The 18624-nt window shown below is 31.8% G+C and carries 15 protein-coding genes and 8 tRNA genes; 21 read left to right on the forward strand and 2 right to left on the reverse strand.

All coding sequences use genetic code 11. From position 1 onward, the window contains the following. Nucleotides 1-39: 39 nt before the first annotated feature. Nucleotides 40-1638 (forward strand): prolyl oligopeptidase family serine peptidase, encoded by a 1599-nt coding sequence (locus QU666_RS01720; RefSeq protein ID WP_021768086.1) that lies wholly within the window; start codon nt 40-42, stop codon nt 1636-1638. Nucleotides 1639-1985: 347 nt separating this feature from the next. On the opposite strand, the gene QU666_RS01725 is transcribed toward QU666_RS01720, so the two are convergent. Beyond that, nucleotides 1986-2165 carry a hypothetical protein gene (locus tag QU666_RS01725; RefSeq protein ID WP_021768087.1) on the reverse strand — a complete coding sequence of 60 codons (180 nt, stop codon included), beginning with the start codon at nt 2163-2165 and terminating at the stop codon, nt 1986-1988. Nucleotides 2166-2487: 322 nt separating this feature from the next. Between QU666_RS01725 and QU666_RS01730 the strand changes: the two genes are divergently transcribed. The 18 genes from QU666_RS01730 to QU666_RS01815 all read left to right on the forward strand — a co-directional run bounded on the left by QU666_RS01730 (nt 2488) and on the right by QU666_RS01815 (nt 15291). Then, nucleotides 2488-3741, forward strand: a complete 1254-nt coding sequence (locus QU666_RS01730; RefSeq protein ID WP_021768431.1) for a Glu/Leu/Phe/Val dehydrogenase — start codon at nt 2488-2490, stop codon at nt 3739-3741. Nucleotides 3742-3924: 183 nt separating this feature from the next. After that, nucleotides 3925-4221 carry a YciI family protein gene (locus tag QU666_RS01735; RefSeq protein ID WP_021768430.1) on the forward strand — a complete coding sequence of 99 codons (297 nt, stop codon included), beginning with the start codon at nt 3925-3927 and terminating at the stop codon, nt 4219-4221. A 263-nt stretch (nt 4222-4484) separates the two neighbouring features. Next, nucleotides 4485-6965: an AMP-binding protein gene (locus QU666_RS01740; RefSeq protein WP_036069980.1), complete on the forward strand. Its 2481-nt coding sequence runs from the start codon at nt 4485-4487 to the stop codon at nt 6963-6965. 331 nt (nt 6966-7296) lie between these two features. Beyond that, a tRNA-Leu gene (locus QU666_RS01745) sits at nt 7297-7384 on the forward strand. A 13-nt stretch (nt 7385-7397) separates the two neighbouring features. After that, nucleotides 7398-7473 (forward strand) — tRNA-Gly (locus QU666_RS01750). Nucleotides 7474-7479: 6 nt separating this feature from the next. Beyond that, nucleotides 7480-7555: transfer RNA gene (locus tag QU666_RS01755), tRNA-Lys, on the forward strand. A 16-nt stretch (nt 7556-7571) separates the two neighbouring features. Further along, nucleotides 7572-7648: transfer RNA gene (locus QU666_RS01760), tRNA-Arg, on the forward strand. A gap of 3 nt (nt 7649-7651) precedes the next feature. Then, nucleotides 7652-7728, forward strand: a tRNA-Ile gene (locus QU666_RS01765). 13 nt (nt 7729-7741) lie between these two features. After that, nucleotides 7742-7816: transfer RNA gene (locus tag QU666_RS01770), tRNA-Glu, on the forward strand. A gap of 77 nt (nt 7817-7893) precedes the next feature. Next, nucleotides 7894-7980 (forward strand) — tRNA-Ser (locus tag QU666_RS01775). A gap of 10 nt (nt 7981-7990) precedes the next feature. Beyond that, nucleotides 7991-8066, forward strand: a tRNA-Phe gene (locus QU666_RS01780). 242 nt (nt 8067-8308) lie between these two features. Further along, complete coding sequence (locus QU666_RS01785) at nt 8309-8905, forward strand: outer membrane beta-barrel protein (RefSeq protein ID WP_021769788.1); 597 nt, start codon at nt 8309-8311, stop codon at nt 8903-8905. Between the two features lie 236 nt (nt 8906-9141). Then, entirely contained in the window at nt 9142-10254 is a 1113-nt protein-coding gene (locus tag QU666_RS01790; RefSeq protein WP_021769787.1) for an ABC transporter substrate-binding protein, read from the forward strand. A gap of 56 nt (nt 10255-10310) precedes the next feature. Continuing rightward, nucleotides 10311-11426: an ABC transporter substrate-binding protein gene (locus tag QU666_RS01795; protein WP_021769786.1), complete on the forward strand. Its 1116-nt coding sequence runs from the start codon at nt 10311-10313 to the stop codon at nt 11424-11426. 251 nt (nt 11427-11677) lie between these two features. Then, the gene (locus tag QU666_RS01800; protein ID WP_021769785.1) at nt 11678-12574 is read left to right on the forward strand and encodes a branched-chain amino acid ABC transporter permease; all 897 of its coding nucleotides are present in this window, start codon (nt 11678-11680) and stop codon (nt 12572-12574) included. Between the two features lie 24 nt (nt 12575-12598). Further along, the gene (locus tag QU666_RS01805) at nt 12599-13729 is read left to right on the forward strand and encodes a branched-chain amino acid ABC transporter permease (RefSeq protein ID WP_036071480.1); all 1131 of its coding nucleotides are present in this window, start codon (nt 12599-12601) and stop codon (nt 13727-13729) included. A 46-nt stretch (nt 13730-13775) separates the two neighbouring features. Then, nucleotides 13776-14534, forward strand: a complete 759-nt coding sequence (locus QU666_RS01810) for an ABC transporter ATP-binding protein (protein ID WP_021769783.1) — start codon at nt 13776-13778, stop codon at nt 14532-14534. A gap of 49 nt (nt 14535-14583) precedes the next feature. Further along, nucleotides 14584-15291 carry an ABC transporter ATP-binding protein gene (locus QU666_RS01815; protein WP_328586155.1) on the forward strand — a complete coding sequence of 236 codons (708 nt, stop codon included), beginning with the start codon at nt 14584-14586 and terminating at the stop codon, nt 15289-15291. A 194-nt stretch (nt 15292-15485) separates the two neighbouring features. On the opposite strand, the gene QU666_RS01820 is transcribed toward QU666_RS01815, so the two are convergent. Beyond that, a complete protein-coding gene (locus tag QU666_RS01820) occupies nt 15486-15674 on the reverse strand; it encodes a hypothetical protein (protein ID WP_021769780.1) in 189 nt (62 codons plus the stop codon). 677 nt (nt 15675-16351) lie between these two features. On the opposite strand from QU666_RS01820, the gene QU666_RS01825 reads away from it, so the two are divergent. Then, entirely contained in the window at nt 16352-17170 is an 819-nt protein-coding gene (locus tag QU666_RS01825) for a Cof-type HAD-IIB family hydrolase (RefSeq protein WP_021769778.1), read from the forward strand. Nucleotides 17171-17249: 79 nt separating this feature from the next. Beyond that, the gene (locus QU666_RS01830; RefSeq protein ID WP_021769777.1) at nt 17250-18116 is read left to right on the forward strand and encodes an AraC family transcriptional regulator; all 867 of its coding nucleotides are present in this window, start codon (nt 17250-17252) and stop codon (nt 18114-18116) included. Nucleotides 18117-18624: the final 508 nt, after the last annotated feature.

An 18624-nucleotide genomic window follows, 5' to 3' on the forward strand; every position in this document is an offset into this window, starting at 1 on the left:
TTTTTTGAAAAATACCAAAAATAAGGAGAGTGACTGTTTATGAAAAAAAATCTAGTAATAATTTTATTTATTATGCTAATTGCTGGAGTAATTGGAAATGCGGTGACGCGTGGTAATAGAAAGAGAGTTAACAGGAAAAAAATTGGAAATGTGAAAGTGAGTGAGAAAACTGTGGATTTATCAAATTATGATGGGATAAAGAAAATTAACATTTTTGTGCAAGGTTTTGAGAGCGGGCCCGCTGTGAGCAAAGTTATTTTGGAAATGGCTGATTATAGAATTACAAATCTTGATAAAAATGATTGGAAAGTAAGGACAAATGGGTTTGAGAGGAAAGTAACAAATGTGCATGTTTCAGATAAGAAAGGAGAGAAAGCCTTTGACACTGGGATTGTTACACTTGAATTAGAAAATAAGTTTAACCCTGATACCTTGAAATATGAAGGTTCGCCCTTTGCTTATAACAGACAGAAATTTTTTAATGAATGGGTAAAAGAATATGTTGTGGAAATCGAGGGGAAAACTACAATTGATGGGAAAGATTATTTGGTCAGTAAAAAAGAGGATGTGATTAATAATAGAGTTTCGGATGATACAGAATTGTTTAATTACAGAAGTTCATTTAGTGGAAATTATAAAAACCCAATTACTAAAAAAATAGAAAATCTAAAACTGGAAATGGCAGCTTATGAGCCTGAAAACTTAAAATTGGGAGTAAAAAAACCTTTAATTATATGGCTTCACGGACAAGGAGAAGGTGGAGCAGATCCTGATATTGATATTCTGGGCACAGAAACTTTGGCACTTGCAAAAGAGGAAATTCAGAAATATTTTACTGCAGGAGGAACTGATACAAAAGGTGCTTTTGTTCTGGCTGTACAGTCGCCAACTTACTGGATGGATGAAGGCGATGGGACTAATGGAAATGGAAGCGGAAATTCAAGATACACTCAAATTTTGATGGATACAATCAAGGAATATGTAAAACATAATCCGTATGTTGATACAAACAGAATTTACCTTGCTGGAGATTCAAACGGCGGATACATGACTGTAAATATGATAATTACTTATCCAGATTACTTTGCGGCGGCAGTGCCAATTTGTGAGGCGTATGCTTATCACGAATACGCGAGAAATAGTGATGGAACTTACAAGACAAATAATATTGAAGTTTCGGCAGGGGGTAAAAACAGTGCAGTTTCAAGATTTGTAGAAACTAAGAAACTGTGGGTAACAAAAGAAAAAATTCAGAAGATGAAAAAAACACCAGTATGGTTCATTGCGGCGGCAGATGACGGAATTGTTACGCCAAAAAAATTCTCGCTTCCAACGTATAGGGATTTATTAAGGGCTGGAGCCGATAATGCGTGGTATTCGTACTATGAAAATGTAGTTGGGACAGATGTGCCGAATTCAAGATTTCCCGGACATTTTTCGTGGATATATTTTTTGAATAATCAGGTGGAAGGTGTGCAGAACAGGGATAAAATAAAAAATTCCAAAGATACCGAAACTTTCGGATTTGAGCCAAGTAACGCTGGAAAAGGCGGGAATGAAAAGGCTAATATAAATGGGAAGACATTTAAAAATGTATTTGAGTGGATGAATTTTCAGAAAAAAAGCAATAGGAGATAAAACTTTTTTAATAAAGGATAAAAAATTAGTATTTCCAAATAATTAAAATATTGAAAGTTTATAATACACTCGAACTTATTTAAAATTAAACTATCAAAAATCATGCAAACTAAGGGTTTGACTAAAATAATTATAGCTTTTGAGTTCAGTTTTAAAGCAGTTTTACTATAAATATTTTTTCTTTAGCAAAACAAATTTTTTAATTTTAACAAATTGACGGAGCTTTTATTTGCCCCAAAAAAGGCAGGAAAATATTCCCTATATGAGAAACTCCTGCCTTTAATATATATTCGCTTTTTTCCTAATTATCTTTATCTGTCTCATCCTCTGTTTATACTTACATATAGCTAGTATACCCTATTTCCGTACTTGTCTACGCAGTAGGCCGTTCCACTAGCCCTCCTAAAACACTTTCTACCTTCTTCTATTCTTTCCTGTCTTGCTTCTTTCCAGAGAGCCATATCATGTGCACTGCACCCTACAACTGCCATAGTAAGAATAACCATGAGAAAAATTTTCTTAAACATCTCATATCATCTCCTTTTATTTTAAATATCTATGTCAAATATTTATTCTATTTTATATATTTATGTTCTTTTTATATTTTAATTATACAATATTTTAAGTTGGAATACAAATTGTTTTTATGTTTCTGCAAAAAAATTAATAAAAAATAAAGTTATATCTAAAATACAATGTAATTTAAAATATTTTGGTAAAAGGCAAATTTTAAGTTCTATAAAAAATACTTGCAATTTTATATAAAATTGTAGTATGATGTAAAAGTAGAGAAGATTTTTAACAAGTTTAAAAATCAAAATAGACTAGAGAAAAGAGAGGTAAAAAAAGATGGCAAAAGAAACATTAAATCCATTTGAGATTGCACAAAAACAAGTAAAATCAGCTTGTGATAAGTTAAACGCAGATCCAGCTGTGTACGAAATCCTAAAAAATCCAATGAGAGTGTTGGAAGTATCGTTCCCAGTAAGATTAGACGACGGAACAGTTAAAACATTTACAGGATACAGATCTCAACATAACAATGCGGTAGGGCCTTTCAAAGGTGGACTTAGATTCCATCCAAACGTAACAAGAGATGAAGTAAAAGCATTATCAACTTGGATGACATTCAAATGTTCAGTAGCAGGAATCCCTTATGGTGGTGGAAAAGGTGGAATGGCAATTGATCCTAAAGATTATTCTAAAGCTGAGTTAGAAAGAATTTCTAAAGGCTTTGCAAAAGCAATTTCACCAATTATTGGAGAAAAAGTTGACATACCAGCTCCAGACGTTAACACAAACGGACAAATCATGTCCTGGATGGTTGACGCTTATGAAGAAATTGAAGGGAAATCAGCAAAAGGTGTATTCACAGGAAAACCTTTAGAATTTGGTGGATCTCTTGCAAGAACAGAAGCAACTGGATATGGAGTTAATTTGGCAGCTAAAAAAGCGTTAGAAAAACTAAACATTGATGTTAAGGGAGCAACTTACGCTGTACAAGGATTTGGAAATGTAGGTTTTTACACAGCATATTATGCCCATAAAGATGGTGCAAAAATTGTAGCTTTCTCAAATGTTGATGTTGCAATTTACAATGAAAATGGAATTGATATGGAAGCTGTAATCAAAGATTTTAAAGAAAACGGATGTATTTCAGAAAACAAAGGTTACGGAAAAGATATTACAAATGCTGAGTTATTGGAATTAGAAGTTGATGTTTTAACGCCATGTGCTTTGGAAAATCAAATTACTTCTGAAAATGCTGACAGAATTAAAGCAAAAGCAGTTTTAGAAGGAGCAAATGGACCAACTACTCCAGAAGCTGATGAAATCTTATTTAAAAAAGGAATCTTAGTTGTGCCTGACATTTTGGCAAACGCAGGTGGAGTTGTAGTTTCATACTTTGAATGGGTACAAAACCTGCAAAGTTACTACTGGTCTTTTGAAGAAGTTCAACAAAAGGAAAATGTGCTATTATCAGGAGCATTTGAAGATGTATGGGCTTTAGCGGCTGAATACAAGGTAGATTTAAGAAATGCTGCTTATATGAAGAGTATTGAAAGAATTGCAAAAGCAATGAAATTAAGAGGATGGTATTAATTTTTTAAGTTTTTGATATTAAATATTTAAATAAAGAACCTATTTCTATTTTTAATTATAGAATGGGTTCTTTTTTTGTAAAATTTATTTCATAATTTAAATTTTATAGTAAAAAAGTTGATTATTTTAAAATGTATTGTAAAATAATAGAGTAAGAAATAATTTTAGGAGGAAAATAAACTTATGAAGCAAATATTTATTATATCTACAACTTATACAAAACCATTAGAGGAAGTGGGAAAATACAGGCAGGAGCATTTTGAGTTTATTCAAAAAAATATTGATGCTGGAAAATTTATTGCTGGCGGACGGCAAAATCCTCCAACTGGCGGGCTTATTCTTGCGTTTAATGTAACTAGGGGAGAGCTTGAGACAATATTAAAGGAAGATCCGTATTACAAAAATAATTTGATAGAAACCGTGATAACTGAATTTACACCTGCGTTACTGGATAAGGAATTTGAAAAATATTCTAATTAGGCTTCCGATCTTGAAAAATTTGCATATACTCAAACCTATTTAAAATTAAACTGCTAAAATTATACAAATTTAGGGTTTGAATAAAATTTTAGTTCGGCTTTAAAGCAGTTTTACTATACAAGTGCTTATAAAGTTAAGGAATAGCAGGTGTTAATTGTTGTTTAGCATAACTGAATTTATTAAAAAAAATGAATAGTTCACTTTTCTTATTTATTATGATATACTAAATTTTGAGTATAACAATAAAAAAAGGAGGCAAAATTATGTTTTTAGAGAGAACAGAGCGGCTGGCATTAGTTGATTTTGACAATAAGCACATTAATTATATTGATTTGATAGATAATATAAAATATTTTTCTGAGTATATAGTTGAATTGGAAAAGGAGAAGTTTGGACTGATTGTTATGGAAAATCGTCCAGAATGGATTTACAGCTTTTTTGCAGTATGGGATAAAAAATCAGCTGGAATCGCTCTTGATGCCAATAGCAATTCAGGCGAAATTTTATACGTGCTAGAAGATTCACATCCAAACGTAATTTTCTGCTCAAACGAAACAGAAAAAACTATTTTTGAAGCAGTTGAAAAATATAGTTCAAAAAATACTGTAAAAATAATAAATGTGGATAAGATTACAGTTGAACAGGGAAAAATGAATGCTATAAAAAATATGCAGTTTGAACTTGAAAATCCAGCTGGAGATGAAACAGCGGCTATGCTTTATACTTCAGGTACAACTGGAAGTCCAAAAGGTGTAATGCTGTCTTTCAATAATTTAAATACTGAAATGGAAGGACTTTACGAAAAAGGGATATTTGATTACAGGGATCAGATTTTGGCAATATTGCCATTTCACCATGTTCTGCCTTTGACAGCGAGCGTTCTTTTGATGTTAAAATATCAGACTTCAATTGTGTTTGTAGAAAAAATTGCAAGCAAGGAAATATTTGACGCGCTTGAGAAAAATAGAGTAACTGCAATAATAGGAGTTCCAAGAGTATTCAAGCTATTTTATGATGGAATAAAGCAGCAAATTGACGCAAAATTCATTACACGATTTATTTACAAAATGATGAGCAATGTCAAATCATTGAAGATAAAAAGAAAAGTCTTTGCAAAAGTTCATAAAAAATTTGGTGGGCACCTTGACTTTATCGTTGTCGGTGGAGCAAAAATGGATCCTGAAATTTCAAGGTTTTATGAAACATTAGGATTTTACGCCCTTGAGGGGTATGGGCTTACCGAAACTGCACCGGTTATCGCTGTAAATTCAAAAAAAGAAAGAAAAATCGGAACAGTTGGGAAAAAACTTAATAACATTGAAATAAAGATTGTGGATGAAGAACTGTGGGTTAAAGGTCCGATTGTTATGAAAGGCTATTACAATAAGCCTGATAAGACGGCGGAAGTAATTACTGAAGACGGATGGTTCAAGACAGGAGACTTAGCGACAATTGATGAAGAAGGCTATGTTACAATTCGTGGAAGAAAAAATACAATGATTGTTCTTTCAAATGGTAAGAATATTGATCCAGAAACGCTTGAAAATAGAGTGGTTGCACAAAGTAATGGATTAATCAAGGAAATTGGTATTTTTAATTACAAAAATAAGTTAGCTGCAATAATTGTTCCAGATTTATTAGAGTTTAGAAAACGTGGAATTACAAATACAAAGGCTTATATAAAAAATATAGTGGAAGATTATAACCTAAAGGCGCATAACTACGAAAAAGTGCTTGATTACAAGTTATTTGAAGAAGAATTGCCAAAAACTAGAGTTGGAAAGACACGGAGATTTATGCTGCCGGACTTATACGAAAAAAATGAGATTGTAAAAAAAGAAAAAATACCTGAACCAACCGATGAAGCATATAAAATATTAAAAGAATATGTCAAGAAAAATAAAGGAATTGAGCCACAGCCAGAAGAAAATCTGGAACTTGAAATCGGAATGGATTCACTTGACATTGTAGAATTTTTTGCATTTATAGAAAACAGTTTTGGAATTCAGCTGGATGAAGAAAAGTTTGCTGGAATGCCAAATTTAAAATTATTATCTGAATACATCAATCAAAAAGCTACAAAATTTGAAGACAATGATATTGACTGGAAACAGATTATAAGTGAAACAAAACCTATAGAGGACAATAAAAACCGTTGGGTAACAAAATTTTTAAAAATATTTCAACCAATTGTCGATTTATATTTCAGAGTAAAAAAAATTGACAGGAAAAAATTAACAGACAATCCGCAAATTTTTGTATCAAATCATCAAAGTTTTGTAGATCCATTAATTCTAGGATCACTATTTCCAAATAAAATTGTTTTTAATACATTATTTTTAGCAATTGACTGGTATTTTAAAAAAGGTGTAATGAAACTTCTTGTTTCAAATGGAAATGTCGTTTTAATTGATATTAACAAAAATATTAGAAAAAGTGTAGAAGAAATAGTCGGATACCTGAAAAGCGGGAAAAGCATTGTAATTTTCCCAGAAGGAGCAAGAACAAAAGATGGAAAAGTTGCTCAATTTAAAAAGGTATTTGCTATAATTGCAAAGGAACTGAATGTCGATATTCAATGTCTTGGAATAAAAGGTGCATTTGAAGCATATTCAAGATATATGAAGTTCCCAAAACCGAAAAAAATTGAAGTAGCAGTGTTGGAAAAATTCTCGCCAGAAGGAAGCTATGATGAAATTACACAAAAAGCAGAAAAAATTATAAAAGAATATGTTGAGAATTAAATTTATTTAAATTATTTTTTTATATATGCAGGAATGTCTCATAAGATAAAGAAATATTTTTTATTTTTAAAAACATCAATTTAATAAAAAAATATTTTAACTTATGAGACAACCTAAAAAAAATACAATACTAGTTATTAATTACTAAATTTTGAATAAAAATTCAAAAAAAGTTTATTTTTTTATTTTGTATAAAACTAGTATGTAAGGGGAAAAAATAAGAAAAATAAGAGAATGTTAAAAAAATTCAAAAAAAGTGTTGACAACTAAAATTAATTATGATATACTAATCGAGTACTTGTGAGTTAGAAATAACAAATAAATGCCAAATGCCTTGGTGGCGAAATCGGTAGACGCACAGGACTTAAAATCCTGTGGGAATTTATCCCGTGCCGGTTCAAGTCCGGCCCGAGGCACCACGAATCATATTATGCGGGAGTAGCTCAGTTGGTAGAGCGTCAGCCTTCCAAGCTGAATGTCGCGAGTTCGACCCTCGTCTCCCGCTCCAAAATATGAGCCATTAGCTCAGTCGGTAGAGCACTTGACTTTTAATCAAGGTGTCACTGGTTCGATCCCAGTATGGCTCACCATTTAATTTAACCATATGTGCCTGTAGCTCAGTTGGATAGAGCAACGGCCTTCTAAGCCGTGGGCCAGGAGTTCGAATCTCTTCAGGCACGCCATATGGATCCATAGCTCAGCTGGTTAGAGCACTCGGCTCATAACCGAGCGGTCGCTGGTTCAAGTCCAGCTGGATCCACCATTGAAAAACTTGTGCGGCCTTCGTCTAGTGGTTAGGACCTCGGGTTTTCATCCCGGTAACAGGGGTTCGATCCCCCTAGGCCGTACCATTTATTTTTTTGGAACCATAATTTAAAATTGTGGTATTTTTTTTAAAAAATAGTATTTAATATTTTAGTAAAGTTGTGGGTGGATGTCCGAACGGCTAAGGGACCGGTCTTGAAAACCGGCGAAATCGCAAGATGTCTGGGTTCGAATCCCAGTTCACCCGCCATATATAATATGCCCAGATAGCTCAGTCGGTAGAGCAAGGGACTGAAAATCCCTGTGTCCGTGGTTCGATTCCGCGTCTGGGCACCATTAAAACAATTAAAATTTAAATATATAGTGTAACTCAGTGTTTATCATAAGTTGCACTTTTTATTTTTCAGCTAAGTTTTCGGATATTTATTAATTTTTTGCTCAAAGATAAATATAAATGTATAAAAATTTATTTATAAGAACTATGGGGTATAATTAAGTAACATCAGAAGACGGATATGTTTTCAGATGTAAAAAAATAAAAATCGAAGGAGATTTTTGAAAAAGAAAGGTGATTGATTATGAAAAAGACATTAATTGGATTATTTTTAGTTTTAGGAGCAGCTTCGTTTGCAGATGCTGGAAAAATTGAAGCTAAAGGTGGAATAGATCTTGGTGGAAAATATCATTATGGAAAGAATTATAAAAATCAAAAAGTTAAAAACAGTTCAGGAGAAATTGGTGCTGAATACAGATACGAAGTAACTCCAGGATTAGAAGTAGGTGGAGGGACAGCATTCCAATTCCATAAAGACTTAAAAGATAAAGTTTCTGGACAAAATTTGAAAAACTATAATTCATTCCCTGTATATGGAACTGCAAAATATACTTTTGATACACAAACAGCAGTTAAACCTTATGTTAAAGGTGATTTAGGATATTCATTCAATAATGGAGATCATGACTATGGTAATGTTGGTAAATTTAAAGCTAAAGGTGGAGCATACTACGGTGTAGGTGGAGGAGTTAACTTCAACAATGTAAACGTAGAACTTATGTTCAAAGAAAACAAAGGAAAATATGAATACGAAGGACCTTTAGGTGTTAAATCTAAATATAATGCTGACTACAAAAGAGTTAGTCTTGGTGTAGGTTATGACTTTAATTTAGGAAACTAATATAAAAAGTAATTTGTGAATTGAATATAAAAAATATGTTTAATTAAAATATTTTTTACTACCACATTTGTGGTAGTTTTTTTTTGGAATTTTTTCAAAAATAATTTCATTTCTTTATCTTTTATGATATAATATTAAACATATAATAAAGTTATAGTTTATATTTAATCAATAAAAAAGATTATTTTTATATTTACTATACTTTGAAAATTTAATAATGAAAGGGTGTTGAAAGTATGAAAAAATTATTTCTAACAATGTTATTAGTCACCATTCTTATTCTTAGTTGTGGAAAGAAAACTACTAATAGTAATATTATAAAAATTGGAGTTATTGCACCACTCACTGGAAATTATGCACAATATGGGATTGCAGTAAAAGAAGGTATTGAACTGAAAGTAGAGGCTATTAATAATGCAGGAGGGATTAATGGTAAAAAAATCGAACTTGTTATTGCAGATAGTAAAGGTGATGTTCAAGAATCGGTGAATGCATTTAAAAAAATGGTTTCACAAGATAAGGTGAATATCGTGATTGGAGAAGTTGTTTCGGCTACTTCACAGGCTATTTCAGGACTTGCTCAAAGTGCAAAAGTACCTTTAATTTCGGCAACTGCTACAAGCCTTGATGTTACAAAAGGAAAAGATTTCGTGTTTAGAACGACATTTACAGATCCTTATCAAGGAACAGCAACTGCAAAATATGCAAAATCAAAAGGCGTAAAATCAATCGCAATTTTAACAAATTCTTCAAATGATTATTCTGTAGGAATTGCAAATGCGTTTAAGGAACAAGCTGAAAAAGATGGAATAACTATTACTGAAGAAAAATATACAAATGATGATAAAGATTTTAAAGCAATTTTGACAAAAGTAAAAGGGCAAAATCCACAGGCTATCTTTATACCAGATTATTACAATACAATCGGATTAATTATTTCTCAAGCAAAAGATTTGGGAATAACTGCACAATATTTTGGTGGAGATGGATGGGACGGAATTCAGACTAACTTTGGAGCAGTTGCGGAAGGAGCAATTTTTGCAAGCCAATTTTCTCCAGAAGATAAAGCTGAAAATGTTCAGAAATTTATGAAAGATTATCAAGCTAAATTTAATAAAGAACCAATAATGTTTGCTGCACTTGGATACGACACAGTGGAAATTGTAGAAGCTGCATTAAAATCTTCAAAAGATTTGACAGGACCATCTATAAAAGAAGCTATGAACGCAGTTAGCGGAATTGATCTTATAACTGGAAAGTTAAAGTTTGATGCTGACAGAAACCCTGAAAAAGCAGTTACATTTATTGAAGTAAAAGGTGGAAAACTTACATTAAAAGAAAAATTTTAAATTTAAGAAACAAAATAAATTACTTATAAAAAATATAATAGTGAAGGAGAACGACGATGAAAAAAATATTATTCTTAGTTTCATTGTTGGCATTATTCGTACTGAGCTGTGGAGCAAAGGCGTCTAAGGACAGCGATGTTATAAAAGTTGGTGTTATAGGAGCATTAACTGGAAATGTGGCACAATATGGAACAAGTACAATAAACGGATTTAAATTGAAGGTAAAAGAAATAAATGCCGCTGGTGGAATTAATGGTAAAAAAATTGAAATTGTGGAAGCAGACAGTAAAGGTGATGTGCAGGAAGCGATTAATGCGTTTAAAAAAATGGTTTCACAAGATAAAATTGATATTTTTGTAGGAGAAGTTACATCTGGACCATCTCTTGCAATTGCACCGCTTGCGCAACAAGCAAAAATTCCTATGATTACAGCAACTGGAACTGCATTTGACATCACAAAAGGAAAAGATTTTGTTTACAGAACTACATTTACAGATCCTTATCAAGGTGTCGTTGTTGCAAAATATGCAAAAGCAAAAGGTTATAAAAACATTACTGTTTTAACTAATACTGGAAGTGACTATTCTGTAGGGCTTGCAAACGCATTTAAGGAACAAGCTAAAAAAGAAGGAATTCAAGTAAAAGAAGAACAATACACTGCTGATGACAAGGATTTTAGAGCATTGCTTACAAAAGTAAAAGGATACAATTCTGAAGTAATTTTCGTACCAGATTATTACAACACAATTGGACTAATCTTGACACAGGCAAAAGAACTTGGAATAAACGCTCAATTCATGGGTGGAGATGGATGGGATGGAATCCAGACTAACTTTGGAAAAGTTGCAAATGGAGCAGTTTTTGCAAGCCAGTTTGCACCAGATGACCCTGATCAAAATGTTCAAAAATTTATTGCAGCATACAAAAATGAATATAAAATAGATCCAATTATTTTTGCCGCTTTAGGATATGATACTGGAACTATTTTAGAAACAGCATTAAAAAATGTTTCTGACTTGTCTTCTAAAGATGCAATAAAAGAAGCAATTAAAAAATTTGATGGTACTTTGGTTACAGGTTCATTAAAATTTGATGCAGAAAGAAATCCTGAGAAAAAAGTTACATTTATTGAAGTGAAAGATGGAAAACTTTCATTGAAGGAAAAATTCTAGGAAAGAAAAAATTCTAAAAATATAGAGAATAATAATTGTTATAAAGTTCGGTTGTTAGGAGAAATTTTCTTTCTTCTAACAGTCTGGAACTTTTTTTATCTAAAAAGAAGAAAATTAATTTGGGTAAATATACGTAAGCAGCTTTAAGATTATATTTAATTACAGGGGAAGAGTATGATTTTAAAGTTGCTTAAGTATATGAATGAAAAATAAAGCGTATTTTAAGTAAAGAGTATGAGGAGTTTTTAAATATGTTAAAGAGTTTTATTGAACAGACTATTAACGGACTGCAGACTGGAAGTATTTACGCGTTGATTGCGTTAGGATATACAATGGTTTATGGTATCGTTAAACTTATAAATTTTGCACATGGTGATATACTTATGGTGGGAGCGTATGCTACTTTAATTGCCGTGTCACATGGAATGCCATTAATTGTGGCTATTATTTTATCAATTGTTATATGTGCTATTTTGGGAGTTGTAATTGATTTTTTTGCATATCGTCCAATTCGAAATGCACCTAAAATTTCGGCACTTATAACAGCGATTGGAATGAGCTTTTTGCTGGAAAGCCTGGCACTTATAATATTTGGAGCAAATCCAAAAGTTATTGATCAGAAATATATACCAGCGTTTTTATCAAATAATAACAAAATCAGTCTAGGATTCTTGCAAATTAGCATGCTTACAATATTTGTAATTGTAGTTACTTTAATTTGTATGGTTGCTTTGAACCTGTTTATTAAAAATACAAAACTAGGAAAAGCGACAAGAGCAGTTTCACAGGATACAGGAGCGGCACAGCTTATGGGAATTAATGTAAATAAAACTATTGCTATAACATTTGCGATTGGTTCTGGACTTGGGGCATTAGGCGGGGCATTGTATGCGATTGTTTATCCGCAAATTGAGCCATATATGGGAATGCTGCCAGGACTGAAGGCGTTTATTGCGGCTGTATTTGGAGGAATTGGAAGTATTCCAGGAGCTATGGTTGGTGGATACGTCTTAGGACTTCTTGAAGCGTATGTAAAAGGCTCATCACTTACAACTTGGGCAAATCCTATAGTATTTGGTGTGCTGATATTAATACTAATTTTTAGGCCAAATGGACTATTTGGTAAGAATATGAAAGAAAAAGTGTAATTGGAAGGGAGGAAAATGGAAAATATGGAAAAAAACAATACAGATGTAAAAACAAAAAATATAGATAATACAGAAAAAAATCAAAACGAACAGAATAATAAGATCAAAGAAAATAAAGAAGTACAAGAATATAAATGGAAAAACTTAAATTATTTTAACAAATTAAATGTAAAAAATTATGTAGTTACATTTATTTCGATAGTTGCACTTTATATCGTCCTAAGTTTTACTTTTGATCCAAATGATGCTTTCAGTTATACAAAAGGAATATATATAAACATATTAATTTTTGTTTTATTTGCAGTGAGTCTAAACATAACAGTTGGTCTTATGGGACAGCTTAATTTGGGGCAAGCTGGATTTATCGCAATTGGAGGATATTCAGCGGCATTTATTTCAAAAATACTTGTAAACTATAATTTGCCTCCATTTTTACAGTTAATACTAGTATCATTGTTTGGTGGATTGGTTGCGGCTGTATTTGGATTTTTTGTTGGTGGAAGTACACTTAGGTTAAGAGGAGATTATCTTGCTATTATAACACTTGCCTTTGGAGAAATTATAAAATATATTATTCAAAATCTGGACTTTTTAGGTGGAGCAACTGGACTTAACAATATTCCAACAATTCTAGATTTTTCAAATACATATTTCATTGTAGTTATTTCGATTATTGTAATTGCAATGGCGATGACTTCTCGAAAAGGGAAAGAGATTCTGTCAATTAGAGAAGATGAAATTGCGGCAGAAAATATTGGAATAGGATTAAATCGTGTAAAACTTTATGGGTTTGCTTTTTCAGCATTTTTTGCTGGAGTTGGAGGATCGTTATTTGCTCATAATATTGGAATTTTGACGCCAGATAAATTTGGATTTTTATTCTCAATAGAAATTCTTGTTATGGTAGTGCTTGGCGGACTTGGAAGTATTACGGGAGCAATTATCGCTGCAACAATTTTGACACTTCTAAATGAAAGATTGAGAGATGTTTCGCAGTTTAGATACTTAGTTTATGCAATCATATTAATTTCATTAATGATTTTCCGTCCAAAAGGGATTTTTGGTACGAAGGAATTTACATTTGCAGGAACAAAGAGAAGAATTAATAGAATTAGAAATTATAGAAATAATAAGAGTGAGAAAAGCGAAAGTTAAATATTTTTGATAAATATAAAAATGAAGTAAAATAGGAGATAAAAATATGTCATTATTAAAAACGACAGATTTGGGAATATCTTTTGGCGGGCTAAGAGCTGTTGATGAGGTAAATATTGAGATTAAAGAAGGGGAACTGGTTGGATTGATTGGTCCAAACGGAGCTGGGAAAACGACAATATTTAACTTGCTGACAGGCGTTTACAAGCCTACTGATGGAGATATTTCTATAAATCAGATTAGTATAAATAAAAAAACTACTCCACAGATAGTTGCTTTGGGAGTTGCCAGAACATTTCAGAATATAAGGCTGTTTAAGGAATTAACAGTGCTTGACAATGTAAAGCTGGCACTTAACAGCAGTATGAAATATAACACTTTTGAAGCGATTTTTAGACTTCCTAGATTTTGGAAGGAAGAAAAGGAAATAACAGATAAGGCGCTTGATTTACTGGATATTTTTGATATGGCTGAAATGGCAAATATTACAGCAGGAAACCTGTCTTATGGACAGCAAAGAAAACTGGAGATAGCAAGAGCTTTGGCAACAAATCCAAAATTATTGCTGCTGGATGAGCCTGCAGCTGGAATGAATCCAAATGAAACAAGAGAACTGATGAATACAATCAGCTTTATAAGAAATAAATTTAAAATTGCAATCCTGCTAATCGAGCATGATATGGACTTGGTAATGGGAATTTGTGAAAGACTTTATGTGCTGAATTTTGGAAGAATTATTGCTTCAGGTCTGCCTGATGAAATTCAAAATAACAAAGAAGTTATTGCAGCTTATTTGGGAGAATAAAATTTAAGAAGAAAATTAATAAAATTAGCAAAAAGGAGGAAAAGTGAATATTTTAAATGTAAATGATTTAAATGTATATTATGGCGGAATTCACGCTATAAAAAACATTTCATTTCAGATAAAAAAAGGTGAAATTGTTTCTCTAATTGGTGCAAATGGTGCGGGAAAAACCTCCACACTTCACGCTATTTCAGGGCTTGTACCAATAAAATCAGGAGAAATTTCCTTAAGTGGAGAAAATGTGACCAATATAGATGCTTACAAGCTTGTCAGCCGTGGAATGGCACACGTGCCGGAAGGACGTAGAATCTTTACAGAATTGACTGTATTGGAAAACTTGGAAATGGGAGCATTTACGAGAAATGATACAGACCAAATAAAAAAAGATATGGAACATATGTTCTCGCTGTTTCCACGACTTGCCGAACGTAAAAAACAGCTGGCAGGAACAATGAGTGGAGGAGAACAACAAATGTTGGCAATGGCAAGAGCCTTAATGTCAAATCCTTCACTACTATTGCTAGATGAGCCGTCAATGGGACTAGCACCATTATTAGTGCAGGAAATTTTCAACATAATTGTAAGAATTAATAAAGAAGAAAATGTAACAGTGCTGTTAGTAGAGCAAAATGCCAATATGGCACTATCAATTGCAGACAGAGGCTACGTTCTGGAAACTGGAAAAATCATTCTGGAAGGAACAGGGAAGGAATTGCTTACAAATCCTGAGATTAAAAAGGCTTATCTTGGAGGATAAAAATAAAAAATTAGAATATTTGTTTTTGAAAACTGTCTTGAAAAGTTTTTTAGCTTTTTGGGATGGTTTTTTATTTTGGATAAGTTTTGATAGAAAAAAAACTGGGATTTCTCGCAGTAGAGTGAACTCTTTTAAGAAATAAAATTATATTAATTTACTAACAAGAGTCTTGATATTTTATTCAACTAATAGTATTAATTAGTGTTATGTAATAGCCAATCTAGCCATGCTTTGGTATTTTTTTCTGTAGCAGGATCAAGTCTTTTTGCATTTTTAGATTTTAATAGAGCATTTAATTCACTTTCTGAAAGAATTTGATAACTATCCCTTTCGTATTTTTTCCCATTTTTTATTTCCGTACCAGTACGCATCTCTATAAACATAATATTATAATTATATGAAGATGCTGCAGGTATTTTCTCATTTTTTCTACTTTTTACAACATATCCTGTTGTTGTTGTATAAGTTAATGTAGGATACCCTTCTTTATCATAAGAAGTAACTTCTTCAAAAGGAGTACAGGCAATTTTATATTTTTTTCCAACTGGAAGAACATAGATAAAATAATTATGTTTTTCCCATTTAGTGTTTTCTCCATCAAAATCATCTGGATATTGTCCAAAAAATCAGTCCTTCTGATTTGAAATATAGACTTGTGTCTTTGGAGAAAAAAAGCTGTCAGCTTCCTGTTCCGTTATTTCTGAAAAAGCAACACTTCCTAAAATAAATTTTCTCATAATTTAGACCTTCCTTCTTACTAAATTTTTAGATAACCTATCCTATAATAATTTTACTTCAAAAAAATTTAAAAATCAATACCTTATGTAAGAATATTAAGAAGTTACGTTTTAATTTAGTTTTTTAAGAAATTTCTACTTATATAGACATTCCACATTATTTCCTGTATAATATCAAGTATAACATCGATATAAAGTGCCAGTTTTTCATTTTGGGGAAAATATGATGAAAATAACACAATGATAAGATTGTCGACGAACTGAGCAACTACGGAAAAAAATTTGAATAAAATTATTATAAATAAAGAAAGTGAGAGGATTTTATGAATTACAAATTAATTGCAACTGATATGGATGGAACATTGCTAGATGAGGAGCATGGGATAACAAAGGAAAATGTTGAAGCGATTATTAAAGTTCAGAAGGAAAAAGGCGTTAAATTTGTACTTGCGAGTGGAAGACCAAGTTATGCGATGCTTGAATATGCAAAAGAGCTTCAAATGGATAAATACGAAGGATATGTGCTGGCATTTAATGGTGGCGAATTAATTGATATGAAGACAAACGAAGTGATTTTTCACGAAGGGCTTGGAAAAAAGGATATTGAAAACGTTTATAAAGTTTCAAAGGAAATAAATGTTCCGATGATTTTATACGTTGGAGATACAATTTATGGAACTGAAGCGACAGATGGAGTAATGTATGAAGCCGATCAATGCAAGATGAAATTTCAAAAATTCGATACACTTGAAGACTTGGAGAAAAAAGGAATTGATAAAACTACAAAATGTATGATTATTGGAAAGCCTGAAGAAGTATTGATTGCTCAGGAACATATGAATAAAGTTCACGGAAACGATTATTTTATCGCCATCTCAAAACCAATCTTCCTAGAAATTGCCAACAAAAATGTGGATAAAGGAAAAACATTGAAAAAATTGGGAGAAATTGAAAATATAAAGCCTGAAGAAATGATTGCAGTTGGTGACAGTGCCAACGATAAGCCATTGCTGGAGTACGTGGGAATGCCTGTGGCTGTGGAAAATGCTATTCCTGAAATTAAGGAAATAGCTAAATTTATTTCAACATCAAATGTGGAGCATGGGCTGAAAACTATGATTGAGGAGTTTTTTGAATTTTAAAACTATAAAATTTGTACAGGAATTATCGGGAAAAAAGTCGAAAAATCATATATACTTTTAGTGTAAGGAGGGAAAATATATGATTAAGGCATTTAATGAAACGATGAAATATATCGAAGAGACCATGACTGACAGAATTGACGAGAGAAAGTTTGCATTGCTTTCTGGATATTCGTATCCGCTGTTTAGCAGAATGTTCTCAATTATGGTGGATTATCCGTTAAGCGAGTATATTCGCTTTAGAAAGTTAAGCTGCGCCGCGATAGATTTACGTGAAAGCGATGAAAAAATAATAGAAATAGCCTTTAAATACGGCTATGAATCTCAAGATTCATTTTCCTTGGCATTCAAAAAATTCCATGGGCACACGCCAAAGGAAGTCAGAAAAGGAAGTGAGTTTCAAATTTTTTCTCCTATAAGATTATCTTTAAGCGTTAAAGGAGGAAAAAACATGGACATCAAAATTATGAAAAAATCGGCTTTTAAAGTTGCAGGCTTGACAGAAAGAATTGAAGAAGGTGGCGATTTTCCTAATGTTTGGGACAAACTTTTTAAAAAAGTATCTGAAAAAAAATTGGAAAGCTTAGGAAATGGACAAAGTTATGGAGCATGTTACGAAATCGAAAAAAATGAAAAAGAAAATTCTGAAAGCAAGTATACAGTAAGCTATATGGCTGGATATGATGCTCAAAATATTGACAAGGCAGCAGATTTAGGACTAAGTATTCTTGAAGTCCCTGAAGCTGAATATGCTGTGGTGAAATTGAAAGGAATTGTTCCAAATTGTATTCATGAAGGGTGGAAATATGTGACAGGGACATTTTTTCCAGAACAAGGTTATAGACACGCTGGAACAGCTGATTTTGAAGTTTATAGTGAAGGAGATATGTATAATTCTGACTATGAAATGGAACTTTGGGTTCCGATAGTAAAAGATAAAAATTAAATTTATAATATTTTCTCTAAATCTTTTAAAAAATTATTTTAACTGATTTCTGCTATTTAAATGTTATAAAAAAATGGGAGATATTCTGACTACACAGTTTATTTCCCATTTTATCTTTATTATACTAAACCTCATTTAAATAATAGAAATAAAATTTTACAATAAGTAATTCGATAGTTTTATTAAAAAAATTAAATTTAATTTTTAAGTATCCATATAAAGGATTTTTATTTAGATTATGAAAAACTGTTTATTATTAATAAATATTTTTTCACAATCTTATGTTTTTTCTTTTCATAAAGCAAGGGAAATCAGTCGCCATTTCCCCTCATTTCGCAATAATAGTTATTTTAACATATTTAACTAATGGCATATTAAAGAGAATAGCGAAAGTGCTACGCACTAACCCTGGCTCGTCTAAGCATTTTTTTGAAATATTCCCAAATTTTATTTGGGAAAGTAGTCAAAACATTTATTATTTGGATAAACCTGAATTACTACGAAAACG

Source organism: Leptotrichia sp. HMT-225, from assembly GCF_030644325.1.
Lineage (GTDB): Bacteria > Fusobacteriota > Fusobacteriia > Fusobacteriales > Leptotrichiaceae > Leptotrichia > Leptotrichia massiliensis.

Coding starts and splice junctions, on each gene's coding strand:
- QU666_RS01820 (WP_021769780.1), bottom strand. CDS start 15,674: ATGTTTATAGAGATGCGTACTGGTACGGAAATAAAAAATGGGAAAAAA.
- QU666_RS01800 (WP_021769785.1), top strand. CDS start 11,678: ATGTTAAAGAGTTTTATTGAACAGACTATTAACGGACTGCAGACTGGA.
- QU666_RS01735 (WP_021768430.1), top strand. CDS start 3,925: ATGAAGCAAATATTTATTATATCTACAACTTATACAAAACCATTAGAG.
- QU666_RS01805 (WP_036071480.1), top strand. CDS start 12,599: ATGGAAAAAAACAATACAGATGTAAAAACAAAAAATATAGATAATACA.
- QU666_RS01720 (WP_021768086.1), top strand. CDS start 40: ATGAAAAAAAATCTAGTAATAATTTTATTTATTATGCTAATTGCTGGA.
- QU666_RS01825 (WP_021769778.1), top strand. CDS start 16,352: ATGAATTACAAATTAATTGCAACTGATATGGATGGAACATTGCTAGAT.
- QU666_RS01830 (WP_021769777.1), top strand. CDS start 17,250: ATGATTAAGGCATTTAATGAAACGATGAAATATATCGAAGAGACCATG.
- QU666_RS01725 (WP_021768087.1), bottom strand. CDS start 2,165: ATGTTTAAGAAAATTTTTCTCATGGTTATTCTTACTATGGCAGTTGTA.
- QU666_RS01730 (WP_021768431.1), top strand. CDS start 2,488: ATGGCAAAAGAAACATTAAATCCATTTGAGATTGCACAAAAACAAGTA.
- QU666_RS01740 (WP_036069980.1), top strand. CDS start 4,485: ATGTTTTTAGAGAGAACAGAGCGGCTGGCATTAGTTGATTTTGACAAT.
- QU666_RS01795 (WP_021769786.1), top strand. CDS start 10,311: ATGAAAAAAATATTATTCTTAGTTTCATTGTTGGCATTATTCGTACTG.
- QU666_RS01790 (WP_021769787.1), top strand. CDS start 9,142: ATGAAAAAATTATTTCTAACAATGTTATTAGTCACCATTCTTATTCTT.
- QU666_RS01785 (WP_021769788.1), top strand. CDS start 8,309: ATGAAAAAGACATTAATTGGATTATTTTTAGTTTTAGGAGCAGCTTCG.
- QU666_RS01810 (WP_021769783.1), top strand. CDS start 13,776: ATGTCATTATTAAAAACGACAGATTTGGGAATATCTTTTGGCGGGCTA.